Raw genomic sequence first — 12,028 nt, forward strand, 5'->3', positions numbered from 1 at the left:
CCCAGGTCAGTCGCCGAAGATGGCGAGCACGCCCAGTCCGATGACGTAGTCGAGCGCCGTCACGAACAGCATGACCACAACGACGAACACCAGGACGACGATCGTGTAGTTGACCAGCTCCGAGCGGGTCGGGGTGACGACCTTCCGCAGCTCCGCCACGACCTGCCGCACGAACTGCACGATGCGCGCGAACAGGTGCGGGCGCTTGCCGGTGTCCGGCTTGGCGCCGCCGGGCGTACCCACGGCCTCGGCCGGTGACTCGCTCACTCGCTCTACCCCGTTTCGCGTTCCCACCGCGGCCACGCCACCTGCCGGCGACGCACCCACGGCACTGACTCCTGGCGTTCCGAGGTCACGCGGACGTTGGCCCCGCTGCGCGCGGCCCCACGGGGGATCACGCTGGCAGGGTAGACAGGACTCGAACCTGCAACCTGCGGTTTTGGAGACCGCTGCGCTACCAATTGCGCCACTACCCTACGTGCCCGACGCCCGCTTCGTCCGTACTCGAACCGCCCGGAAGGGCGCGTTCCAGCATGGTGGGCATCAACCACCGAGGGACAACTGTACGCGACGAGCAAGCGTGGGTCGAACCACCTCAGACATCGTACGGAGACGACCCCGACGGGCGGCCGGCGACGGCCCGACGGCACTCGCCATCCGCCGAGCCGTCCACCGAACGGTGGACCCCGGGTCCCGCCGACCGGGGCTCCCGCGGGCGCCCACGCCGGGGCGAGGCTCGGTGCATGACCCCGACGACGAACCCCTCCCCACCGTCCGCGCCCGCGGCGGCCCGCGCCGGCGACGCACGGACCGGCACGACGACCAGGACAGCGGGCGCCGCCGCCGTCCGCGTGCGCGGACTGACCAAGCGGTACGGCCCCAAGCAGGCGGTCGACGGGCTCGACCTCGACCTCGCCACGGGCGAGATCGTCGCCGTCCTCGGCCCGAACGGCGCGGGCAAGACCACGACCGTCGAGATCCTCGAGGGGTTCCGCGACCGCGACGGCGGCGAGGTGAGCGTGCTCGGCGAGGACCCGGCGCGTGGCGGGCGCGCCTGGCGGTCGCGCATCGGCGTCGTCGCGCAGGACTCGCGCGACCAGGCCGAGCTCACGGTCGCGGAGTCCGTGCGCTCCACCGCGCGCTACTACCCCGCCCCGCGCGACCCGGACGAGGTCGTCGCCGCGGTGGACCTGACCGCCAAGGCCGGGGCCCGGGTGCGCTCGCTGTCCGGCGGCCAGCGGCGCCGGCTCGACGTCGCCCTCGGCGTCGTCGGCGACCCCGAGCTGCTCTTCCTCGACGAGCCCACCACGGGCTTCGACCCGCAGGCACGGCGCATCTTCTGGGACCTGATCCTCGGCCTGCGCGACGCGGGCACGACCATCCTGCTCACCACGCACGACCTCGCCGAGGCGGCCCACCTGGCCGACCGGGTCGTCGTCGTGCGCGACGGGCTGGTGGTGGCCGAGGGCTCGCCCGAGACGCTCGGCGGGACCCAGGCGCGCACGCCGCTGGTGAGCTGGACGGCGGACGGCGTCGGGCACGCCGAGCACACCGACGCCCCGACCGTGCTCGCGGCCCACCTCATGGCGACGGCCGCCGGGCCCGACGGCGAGGTCGCCGACCTGACCATCACACGCCCGAGCCTCGAGGACGTCTATCTCGGGCTCGTCAGGACGGGGGCCGACGCATGAGCACCACCGGCGCAACCACGGCGGGACAGGTTTCGACAGGCTCGACCGGCGGGGCGGGCTCGACCGGCGCACGGACGAGCTCAGCCGGCGGGCGCCTGCCCGGCATCGTGCGGCTCGCCCTCGTACGCGCCGGGGTGGAGCTGCGCCAGTTCTGGCGGGAGCGGGACGCGGTCGTCTTCGTCTTCGCCTACCCGATCCTCATGCTGGCGATCTTCTCCTCCGTGTTCAGCGGCGAGAACCAGGGCGACGCCGCCGCCTCGGTGGACTTCGCGCGGTACTTCCTGCCGGGCATGATCGCCACCGGCATCATGCTCACCAGCTTCCAGTCGCTGGCCATCTCCATCGCGGTGGAGCGGGACGACGGCACGCTGCGCCGGCTGCGCGCCACTCCCTTGCCCGCGACCTCGTACTTCGGCGGCAAGGTGCTGCTCACGCTCACTACCTCCCTGGTGCAGACGGCGCTGCTGCTCGCCGTCGCGGCGCTCGCCTTCGACGTGCCGATGCCGTCGGACGTCGGGGACTGGGCCACGTTCGCCTGGGTCTTCGTGCTCGGCACCGCCACCGGGACGGTGTGCGGCGTCGGGTTCTCGTCCCTGCCCCGCTCGGGCCGGTCCGCGAGCGCCGTCGTGACGCCGGTGGTGCTGGTGCTGCAGTTCATCTCCGGGGTGTTCTTCGCGTTCTACGCGCTGCCGTCGTGGATGCAGTCGATCGCGTCCGTCTTCCCCCTGAAGTGGATCGCGCAGGGCATGCGGTCGGTGTTCCTGCCCGAGGAGATGGTGGTGCTGGAGCCGAGCGGGTCGTGGCAGCTGGCGGCCACCGCTGGTGTACTGGTCGCATGGCTGCTGATCGGGCTGGTCGTCGGGGTGCGGACCTTCCGCTGGCGGCGCCGTGACGACGGCTGATGGCGCCCGCGAGGACGCCCCGGGCGACCCCGGCGAGCCGTACGACGCCGAGGACGTCGCCGCGTGGGACCGGCAGGTGGTCTGGTGGGACCGGACGTTCGTCGCGATCGTCCTGCTGACGGCCGTCGCCCTCCCGCTCGCGGGCCAGCGCGGCGCCGAGCTGTGGGTGGCCTACGCCGCGATGGCGGCGATCCTGCTGGCGTACGCCGTCTGGGGCGGCCCGGCGACGCGGTCGCGCGACCAGCGCAAGGCCGCCGCGTACGTGGTCGTCCTGATCGCGGGCACCGCGGTGACGGTTGCCCAGAACGGCATCGCGACGCTGCTGCTGTTCGGCGCGTTCACGCAGCTGTGGATGCTGCTCGAGCCGTCGCGCCGGGCGATCGTCGCCTCGGTGGTCCTCGCCGCCGCGACCTCCTTCGGCATCGCCTTCCAGGAAGGCTTCGACCTGCCGACGCTCCTGGAGGCCGCGCCCCAGATGGCGGTCGCGCTGGCCTTCGCGATCGTGCTGGGTATGTGGGTCGCCACGACGATGCGACGCTCCGACGAGCGCGCCCGGCTGCTGCGCGAGCTGCGCGACGCGCAGGCGGAGCTCGCCGAGTCGCACCACGCCGGCGGCGTCGCCGCGGAGCGCGAGCGCATCGCCCGCGAGATCCACGACACGCTGGCGCAGGGCTTCACGAGCGTCGTGACGCAGGCGCAGGCGGCGACCGCCGCGCTCGACCGCGGCGAGCAGGACCGTGCCCGCGAGCGCCTGCTGCTGGTGGAGCAGACGGCGCGGGACAACCTCGCCGAGGCGCGCGCCCTGGTGGCCGCGTTCGCCCCCGTGCCGCTGCAGGGCTCGACCCTGGCCGAGGCGTTGCGCCGGCTCGCCCAGCGGTTCACCGCCGAGACCGGCACCCGGGTGCTGCTCGACGTGAGCGGCGTGACCGACCCGGCCGACTCCGGCGCCGCGGCGACCGGCGTCGCGGCCACCGACGCGGCCACCGACGCGGCCGCCGACGTGGTGCTGCTGCGCGCCGCGCAGGAGGCGCTGGCCAACGTGCGGAGGCACGCGGGGGCCGGCGCGGTGACGATCCGGCTGGAGCGGACGGGCGCCGGCGCGGGTTCCGCGGACGTGCGGCTCGAGGTGACCGACGACGGACGCGGCCTGCCGCCCGACCACACCGACGGCATCGGCCTGGCCGGCATGCGCGAGCGGGTGTCCGCGGCGGGCGGCACCCTGGACGTCGTGCCGGGCGATCGCGGCGGCACCCGCGTCGAGGTGCACCTGCCGGCCGGGAGCGCGTCGTGACCGGTCGGGCGGCGGACGGCACGGCGAGCGGCACTGTGCGGGTGCTCGTCGCCGACGACCATCCCGTGGTGCGCTCGGGGATCATCGGCATGCTCGACGGCGAGCCGGACCTCGAGGTCGTGGGCGAGGCCCCGGACGGCGAGGCCGCGGTGGCGCTCTCCGAGGAGCTCGCGCCCGACGTCGTGCTCATGGACCTGCGCATGCCGCGCCTCGACGGGGTGGGCGCGACCGCCCGGATCGTCGGGACGGGCCCGTCCGTCGTCGTGCTCACCACCTATGACACCGACGCGGACATCCTGCGCGCCGTCGAGGCGGGGGCCACCGGGTACCTGCTCAAGGACACGCCGCGCGACCAGCTCGTGGCCGGGGTGCGCGCCGCCGCACGCGGCGAGACCGTGCTGGCCCCGGGCGTCGCGACGCGGCTCGTGAGCAGCGTGCGCACGGCGTCCGACCGGCCCACCGCGCGCGAGGCCCAGGTACTCGCGCTCGTGGCCCGCGGGCTGTCCAACGCGGCCGTCGGGCGGGAGCTGTTCATCGCGGAGGCCACCGTCAAGACCCACCTGCTGCGGGCGTTCGCCAAGCTGGGGGTCGACGACCGCACGGCCGCGGTCACCGTCGCCCGTGAGCGCGGCTGGCTGACCTGACGCCCTCCGCTCCCGAACTACCTCGCGAGAATCCGCACTACCTCGGCGATCTCGGCACTACCTCGGCCAGATCCGAACTACCTCGCGGAAATCCGCACTACCTCGCGAGATCTGGGACCACCTCGGCGGCTGCCGGGGTGTCGGCGGCCGTGGCGGGGCAGACTGGCGCCGTGCGCGATCTGGCGAAGCTCCCCAAGGCACACCTGCACCTGCACTTCACGGGCTCGATGCGGGTGCCCACGCTGCGCGACCTGGCGACGCAGCACGGGCTGCGGCTGCCCTCCGCCCTCACCGACGGCGACCCGCTGCGGGTGCCCGCGGACGAGCGGGGCTGGTTCCGGTTCCAGCGCCTGTACGACGCGGCCCGCGCCTGCGTGCGGTCGGAGGCGGACATGCGCCGCCTGGTCGACGAGGCGGCCGCGGACGACGCCGCGGAGGGGTCGCGGCGCCTCGAGATCCAGGTGGATCCCACGTCGTACGCCCCGTTCGTGGGCGGCATCACGCCCGCCGTCGAGATCGTGCTCGACGCGGCGAAGGCCGCGAGCGCCGCGCACGACGTCGAGGTGGCGGTGGTGGTCGCCGCGTCGCGCACCCGCCACCCGCTCGACGCGCGCACGCTCGCCCGCCTGGCCGCCCGGTACGCGGGGGACGGCCCCGGCGAGGTGGTCGGCTTCGGGCTGAGCAACGACGAGCGGCGCGGCGACACCGCCGAGTTCGCCCCCGCCTTCCGGATCGCGCGGCGCGCGGGCCTCGCGTCGGTGCCGCACGGCGGCGAGCTCCTCGGACCGGCGCACGTGCGGGAGGTCGTCGACGCGCTCCACCCGGACCGCCTCGGCCACGGGGTGCGCGCCGGAGAGGACCCGGCGCTGCTGCACGAGCTCGTGGACCGCGAGGTCGCCCTCGAGGTGTGCCCGGCGTCCAACGTGGGGCTCGGCGTGTACGCCGACACGGCCGCGGTGCCGCTGCGCCCGCTGGTCGACGCGGGCGCGCGCGTGGCGCTGGGCGCCGACGACCCGCTCCTGTTCTCCTCACGGCTGCTCGACCAGTACGTCGCCGCGCGCGAGGTGCACGGGTTCACCGACCCCGAGCTCGCCTCCCTCGCGCGCTCCTCGGTGCTGGCGAGCCGGGCGGCCGACACGACCAAGGCCCGCGCGCTGGCCGACGTCGAGGCCTGGCTCGCGACACCGGACCCGGTGCCGGGCGCGGAGTCCCTCTCCTCTGCGTCTCATCCGCCCGCGGGATGATGGGGTCAGGCTGATCGGACGTGCGGCGCCGGTGGCGCGCCGTGGTCCCCCAGGACCACCCACGACGGCACCACGGGCGGACGCGGTCGCGCTCGGCGCGGCGTAGCGTGCCGGACATGGACCGCGGGCCCCTCGACCGATGGCGTCCCCGGCTGTTCCTCGCCGCGACGCTGGCCGTCGTGGTCCTGGTAGGCACCGCCGGCGCCTCGCACTGGCAGCCCGGCGCCCGCGACCTCGACCTCCTCGGGCTGGCCCTGGCCCTCGTGGGGCCCGTGGTGCTCGCGACCCTCCCGCGCCGCCCCGTGCTCGCCGTCCTGCTGGCCGTCGGGGCGATCGGCACGTACCTGCTGCTCGGCTACGCCTGGGGGCCGGCCCTCGCGGGGCCGGGCGGCGTGCTCGTCATGGTGCTGCTCACCGGGCCCGCCGGGCGCGCGCGGGTGCTCGCGTGGTCCGGCGCCGCCCTCATGTGGGGGGTCGTCCTGGCCTCGGCGGCGTTGCGGGACGACGCCCCGGGCCCCGCCGGGCTCATCGGCGGCGCAGCGTGGACCGCCGTCGCGCTGCAGATCGCCACCGGGATCCGCGAGCGCCTCGCCCGCTCGGCCGCGTGGCGGGCCGCCCGCGCCGAGCGCGAGCGCACGGCCGTCGCGACCGAGCGGCTGCGCATCGCGCGCGAGCTGCACGACGTCCTCGCCCACTCGCTGTCCGCCATCAACGTGCAGGCCGGGGTGGGGCTGCATCTGCTCGACCGGGACACCGAGCAGGCCCGGTCGGCGCTCGCGTCGATCAAGACCACGAGCCGCGACGCGCTCGACGAGGTGCGCGCGGTGCTCGGCGTCGTGCGGGGAGAGGACGTCTCCGGCGGCTCCGGTCCCACGGGTGAGCCGCGGACGCCCACCTGGGACCTCGCCGCGCTCCCCCGCCTGGCGGACCCGCTGCGCGCCCGCCACGTCGACGTGCGTTTCGATGTCGACCCGGCGCTCGAGCCGGACGGCGCGGTGCCGGCCCACCTGGCAGGCGTCGCGTACCGGGTGGTGCAGGAGGCGCTGACCAACGTGGGCCGGCACGCGCCCGACGCGCGCACCGTCGTCGTGCGGGTGCGGCGCGACGGGCCCGCCCTGCGCGTGCGGGTGACCGACGACGGCACGCTCGCCGCCGGCGTCCACGAGCACGGCCCCGGGTACGGGCTGCGTGGCATGCGCGAGCGGGTCGAGGGAGCGGGCGGCACGCTGCGTGTGGGGCCCGGCGCCCCCGGGTTCGTCGTCGACGCCACCATCCCGCTCTCGGGGCCTGCTGCCACCCCACCCGACGCACCGGACCGCCACCACGACGAGGGAGACCACGCATGATCCGCGTGCTGCTGGCCGACGACCAGGCCCTGGTGCGCGGCGGGTTCCGCGCACTGCTGGACGCCGAGGACGACATGACGGTCGTGGGCGAGGCCGCGACCGGGGACGAGGCGGTGCGGCTCGCGCTCGAGCTGCTGCCCGACGTCGTGCTCATGGACGTGCGCATGCCCGGGCTCGACGGGCTCGAGGCGACGCGGCGCATCGTGGCCGAGCCGCGCGCCGCCGGGGTGCACGTCGTGGTCGTGACGACCTTCGAGCTGGACGAGTACGTGGCCGAGGCCATCCGCGGCGGCGCCACCGGCTTCCTCGTGAAGGACACCGAGCCGGCCGACCTCATCCGGGCTGTGCGCGTCGCCGCGGCGGGCGACGCGCTGCTCTCCCCCGGCGTCACCCGGCGCCTGCTGGCCCGGGTCGCCGACGCCACCCGCGACGTGCCGCCACCGCCCGGCCTCGACGACCTGACCGCCCGCGAGCGCGAGGTGCTCGTCGAGGTCGCGGGCGGCCTGTCCAACGACGACATCGCGCGGACGCTGTACCTGTCGGAGTCGACCGTCAAGACTCACGTGTCCCGCGTGATGGCGAAGCTCGGCGCCCGCGACCGGGCGCAGCTCGTCGTCGCCGCGTACGAGGGCGGCGTCGTGCGGCCGGGCTGGTCCGCCTGACCCCGCCGCACAGGCGCACGAGTGCAGTACGAGGGGACGACACAGGTCGGTACGGCGGGCTGACGACGCGCCTGCCCCCGGCGGGCGACCGTGGTGGTCGAGGGCCCGCACCGGGCGGACCCACCGTCACGAGGAGTCCACGATGCTCACCACCGCCACCGCGATCGCCGTCCCCGCGGTCGCCTCTGCAGCCGCCATGGGGCACCCGTACGCCGGCGGCGGGGGGCCGGGCTGGTGGATCGTCTTCCCGATCCTGTGGTTCGCGCTCTTCGCCACCGTCGTGTTCCTCATCGCCCGCCGTGCCCGACGGTACGGCCCGCCGTGGGCTCGCGGGGGCGCCGGCGGCGTCGACGTCCTGGGCGAGCGCTTCGCCCGCGGCGAGATCGACGAGGCCGAGTACCGCCAGCGCCTCGCCGTCCTGAAGGCGGACCGGCGCTGACGCACCCCGTCGAGAACGCGATCCGTCCCGTCATCCTCCGGGTTGGCGGGACGGATCGCGTTCTCGACCGTGCTGACCCGAAGGTGCTGACCCAACGATTCGGCGCCGTCGCACGTCAGGAGTCGTGACAGGTCACGAGACGGTGACGATCAGGACACGACCGGAGTGCTGCGGTCGCGGTCGGGGCGACAGCGGGGCACGGTGGTACCTCGCAGCGCGCCCCTCCGCACGCTGCCGCCGGCGCGAAAGGGACGCGATGCGTACGGTTCCCAGCTCGTCGCGACGCCGTGCGGCGTCGCTCGTCGCCGTGCCGGTGGCGCTCGCGCTGCTGCTCGCCGGGTGCGCGCCGCTGTCGGACGACACCGAGCCCACTCCCGGCGCCGCGCCCACGGCGTCCTCCCCGGACACGTCCGACGAGGCCACCGCCTCGCCCGGGTCGACCGCCTCGGACTCCGAGGACTCCGACACCGAGGCCCAGGCGCGCGCCGACCAGGAGGCCACGGAGAAGAAGGCCGCCGCGAAGAAGGCGAAGAAGGAAGCGGCGGAGCAGAAGGCCGCCGAGGAGAAAGCCGAGGAGAAGGCCGAGAAGAAGGCCGCCGCGAAGGCGGCGCAGAAGGAAGCCGCCGAGCAGGAGGCCGCGGAGAAGAAGGCGGCCGAGGAGCGCGACAAGATGCTCGAGTACGGCGACGCGGGTGACCGGGTCGTCGCGCTGCAGGAGCGCCTGCAGGAGCTGGAGTACTTCCTCCAGGACGCGGACGGGAGCTTCGGGCCCGCGACGCAGCAGGCCGTGTGGGCGCTGCAGAAGGTGGCGGGGCAGTACCGCGACGGCGTCGTCGGGCCGAAGACGCAGGCCGCGCTGGACGACGGGATCCGGCCCCGGGCGCAGTCGTCGTCGGGCAAGGCGATCGAGATCGACCTCGACAAGCAGCTCCTCATGACGGTCGAGGGCGGGAAGGTCACCCGGATCGTCAACGCCTCGTCGGGCAACGGCGAGACGTTCGAGGCGAAGGGCCGCAGCTACCACGCGTCGACGCCGCGCGGGTCGTACGCCGTGTACATGGAGCGCAACGGCATGCACTCCTCGACGCTCGAGCTCGGCGAGATGTGGCGGCCCAAGTACTTCACCGGCGGCTTCGCGGTGCACGGCTCCGGGTCGATCCCGCCGTACCCGGCGTCGCACGGCTGCGTGCGCGTGTCCAACGCAGCGATGGACTGGCTGTGGGACACCTGGGGTATGCCGACGGGCACGCCCGTCGTCCTCTACTGAGACCGCGCGCTCACACGGGTCAGAGGGCGGTGCCGACCAGCACGGGCTCGGGCTCCAGCTCGATGCCGAACGTGTCGCGCACGCCGTCGCGCACGGCGCGGGCGAGCGCCACGAGGTCGGCCGCCGTCGCGCCGCCGCGGTTGGTGAGCGCCAGGGTGTGACGCGTCGACAGGCGAGCCGGGCTGTGCTCGCCCGCGAGGCCGAAGCCCTTGGTGAACCCGGCGTGCTCGATCAGCCATGCGGCGCTGGTCTTGACCAGCGCGGGGTCGACCACGCCGAGGCTCGGGCCGGTCGTCGTCTCGGGCGCGGGCGAGCGCACGGGGAAGCGCGGTGCGTCCGGGGGCAGCAGCTCGTCGGCCGCCTCGACGGGCAGCACCGGGTTGGTGAAGAACGACCCGGCGGACCACCGGTCGTGGTCGGGCACCTGGCCGGCGGCAGGGGCGACGCCGACGCCATCGAGCAGCATTCCCTTGCCCCCGCGCAGCTCCAGCACGGCCTCCCGCACCGCGGCGGACGGCGCCCGCTCGCCCACCTCGACGCCCAGACGCCGCGCCAGCTCGCCGTACCCGATGGGCGCCGACAGGCTGCCGAGGCGCATCTGCAGGTGCACCTCGAGCACGACGAACCGGGGCGTCGGGTACCAGGGTGCGCCCTCGCCGCCGTCCGACCGCATGGTCCGCTTGAGCAACGACGTGCGGTAGCCGAAGCCGAGCTCGCTCAGCGGGAAGGTGCGCCGGCCGCCCGTGGCCCGGTCCCAGGTGCGCACCGCCGCGACGACGCCGGCGACCTCCTGGCCGTACGCGCCGATGTTCTGCACCGGGGCGGCACCGACGGTGCCGGGGATACCCGACAGCGCCTCGACGCCCACCCACTCGTTGGCCACGGCCTCGGCCACGAAGGCGTCCCAGTCCTGCCCGGCGGGCAGCTTCAGGCTCGCGCCGCCGCACGCCCCGTCGGTGCCGCAGGAGTCCTCGAGGTCGGCGTCCAGACCCTGGCGCGCGTCCCGCACGACGAGCCCCGCGAACCCCTCGTCCGCGACGAGCAGGTTGGAGCCGCCGCCGACCACCAGCACCGGCTGCCCGGCGTCGTCCGCGGCCCGCACGGCGTCGATCAGCTCGGCCTCCGACTCGGCCTCCACGTAGGCGTCGACAGGGCCGCCGACGCGCAGCGTCGTGAGCTCGGAGAACGCTGGGGGCGACGAGGTGTTGTCGTCGGCGGACGAGGTGGGCAGGGTCGACAGGCTCACTCGCCCAGCGTACGCGCCGGGTCAGGGGCGGCCGGCAGCGGGCGGGCGGCCCCGGCCACCAGCAGCCCCACCGCGACGGGCACGGCCAGCACCAGCAGGGCGCCGCGGTAGCCCACGTGCTCGGCGAGGAAGCCGATGAGGGCCGGGCCGACGAAGAAGGCGGAGTAGCCGATGGTCGCGACCACGGACACGCGCAGGGCCGCCTTGCGCGGCTCGTCCGACGCGGCGGACATGCCCAGCGGGAAGCCGAGCGCGGCGCCCGCGCCCCAGATCGCGACGCCGACCAGGGCCGCCCACAACGACGGCACGAGCGCGAAGAGGCCGACGCCCACGAGGGCGGCCACCCCGCACGCGCGCAGCATCGGCACCCGCCCGTACCGGTCGATCAGGGAGGTCCCGGCCAGCCGGGTGAGCGTCATGGCGCACAGGAAGACGGCGAGGGCGACCGCGCCCATGGCGTCGCCGGTGCCGAACCCGTCGACGACGGCGAGGCTCACCCAGTCGTTCGCGGCGCCCTCGGTGAGCGCGGCCGCGAGCACGACGAGCCCCACGAGCAGCGTCCGCGACTCGCGCCAGGTGGCCAGGGTGTCGCGCAGCGAGTGCCCGGTGCCGGCGTCGACCGCCGTGGCCGGGTCGGCCTGCGTGTCCGCGCCGTGCGCGCCCTCCGCGGGCGCGCCGGCACCGTGCGCCGTCGGCTCGAAGAACCGCACGCAGACCACGACCACCAGCAGGTCGATCACCATCACGGTGATGACGTGCCCCGACAGCGACGCCCCGGCATGGGCGGCGAGCGCGCCGATGCCTGCACCCACCACCGTGCCGAGCGAGAACCCGGCGTGGAAGCGCGGCATGATCGAGCGCCCGAGCCGCTGCTCGACGACCGCGCCCTCGAGGTTCATCGCGGCGTCCCAGATGCCCACGCCCATGCCGCCGAGGAACAGCCCGACGCGCACCAGCAGCGAGTGGTCGGCGTCGACGGCGAGGGTCGTGACGGCGAACCCGGCGGCCGCCAGCGCGGCGAACGACACGCAGGTGCGGGCCGCCCCGATGCGCGAGGCGATCATCCCGGACAGCGGCAGCGCGACCAGCGACCCGATCGCACCCGTGAGCAGCAGCACCCCCATCTGCGACTCGGAGTAGCCGAGCCCGTCCCGGACGGCGGGGATACGCGACGCCCAGGTGGCCATGCCGACCCCGGCCACGACGAAGACGAGGAAGACGGCCCAGGCGGCGCGCACGGCGTGCGGCGGCGCGGGCGGGCGCGGGGCGGGGGTCACGGTCCGACGCTTCCCGCTC

12 protein-coding genes and 1 tRNA gene are annotated in these 12,028 nt (G+C 75.3%); 9 read left to right on the forward strand and 4 right to left on the reverse strand.

What is annotated here, in order from left to right; all coding sequences use genetic code 11:
• Window positions 1–6 precede the first annotated feature (6 nt).
• Window positions 7–267 carry a preprotein translocase subunit SecE gene (secE, locus tag AC1C2V_RS05825; RefSeq protein ID WP_495388641.1) on the reverse strand — a complete coding sequence of 87 codons (261 nt, stop codon included), beginning with the start codon at window positions 265–267 and terminating at the stop codon, window positions 7–9.
• A gap of 133 nt (window positions 268–400) precedes the next feature.
• Window positions 401–476: transfer RNA gene (locus AC1C2V_RS05830), tRNA-Trp, on the reverse strand.
• Between the two features lie 267 nt (window positions 477–743).
• Here AC1C2V_RS05830 and AC1C2V_RS05835 point away from each other — a divergent pair.
• The 9 genes from AC1C2V_RS05835 (at window position 744) to AC1C2V_RS05875 (ending at window position 9,486) form a co-directional block, all read left to right on the forward strand.
• On the forward strand, window positions 744–1,691 hold the full coding sequence (locus tag AC1C2V_RS05835; protein ID WP_495388642.1) for an ABC transporter ATP-binding protein: 948 nt from the start codon (window positions 744–746) through the stop codon (window positions 1,689–1,691).
• Window positions 1,688–2,593, forward strand: coding sequence for an ABC transporter permease (locus AC1C2V_RS05840; RefSeq protein ID WP_495388643.1), 906 nt, complete (start codon window positions 1,688–1,690; stop codon window positions 2,591–2,593). Before AC1C2V_RS05835 ends, AC1C2V_RS05840 begins: the two co-directional genes overlap by 4 nt.
• Complete coding sequence (locus AC1C2V_RS05845; protein ID WP_495388644.1) at window positions 2,580–3,884, forward strand: sensor histidine kinase; 1,305 nt, start codon at window positions 2,580–2,582, stop codon at window positions 3,882–3,884. The genes AC1C2V_RS05840 and AC1C2V_RS05845 overlap by 14 nt, the downstream gene beginning before the upstream one ends.
• Complete coding sequence (locus tag AC1C2V_RS05850) at window positions 3,881–4,528, forward strand: response regulator (RefSeq protein WP_495388645.1); 648 nt, start codon at window positions 3,881–3,883, stop codon at window positions 4,526–4,528. Before AC1C2V_RS05845 ends, AC1C2V_RS05850 begins: the two co-directional genes overlap by 4 nt.
• A 170-nt stretch (window positions 4,529–4,698) precedes the next feature.
• Complete coding sequence (locus AC1C2V_RS05855) at window positions 4,699–5,772, forward strand: adenosine deaminase (protein WP_495388646.1); 1,074 nt, start codon at window positions 4,699–4,701, stop codon at window positions 5,770–5,772.
• A gap of 116 nt (window positions 5,773–5,888) precedes the next feature.
• On the forward strand, window positions 5,889–7,118 hold the full coding sequence (locus AC1C2V_RS05860) for a sensor histidine kinase (protein WP_495388647.1): 1,230 nt from the start codon (window positions 5,889–5,891) through the stop codon (window positions 7,116–7,118).
• Window positions 7,115–7,780, forward strand: coding sequence for a response regulator (locus AC1C2V_RS05865; protein WP_495388648.1), 666 nt, complete (start codon window positions 7,115–7,117; stop codon window positions 7,778–7,780). The genes AC1C2V_RS05860 and AC1C2V_RS05865 overlap by 4 nt, the downstream gene beginning before the upstream one ends.
• A 142-nt stretch (window positions 7,781–7,922) precedes the next feature.
• Window positions 7,923–8,219 (forward strand): SHOCT domain-containing protein, encoded by a 297-nt coding sequence (locus AC1C2V_RS05870; RefSeq protein WP_495388649.1) that lies wholly within the window; start codon window positions 7,923–7,925, stop codon window positions 8,217–8,219.
• Window positions 8,220–8,475: 256 nt separating this feature from the next.
• A complete protein-coding gene (locus AC1C2V_RS05875) occupies window positions 8,476–9,486 on the forward strand; it encodes a L,D-transpeptidase family protein (protein ID WP_495388650.1) in 1,011 nt (336 codons plus the stop codon).
• 19 nt (window positions 9,487–9,505) lie between these two features.
• Here AC1C2V_RS05875 and AC1C2V_RS05880 read toward each other — a convergent pair whose 3' ends face one another.
• Together AC1C2V_RS05880 and AC1C2V_RS05885 are read right to left on the reverse strand one after the other, a co-directional pair.
• Window positions 9,506–10,726 (reverse strand): UDP-N-acetylmuramate dehydrogenase, encoded by a 1,221-nt coding sequence (locus AC1C2V_RS05880; RefSeq protein WP_495389126.1) that lies wholly within the window; start codon window positions 10,724–10,726, stop codon window positions 9,506–9,508.
• Window positions 10,727–10,728: 2 nt separating this feature from the next.
• Window positions 10,729–12,009, reverse strand: coding sequence for an MFS transporter (locus AC1C2V_RS05885; protein ID WP_495388651.1), 1,281 nt, complete (start codon window positions 12,007–12,009; stop codon window positions 10,729–10,731).
• Window positions 12,010–12,028: the final 19 nt, after the last annotated feature.

It is taken from the genome of Isoptericola sp. Y541 (genome assembly GCF_059445465.1).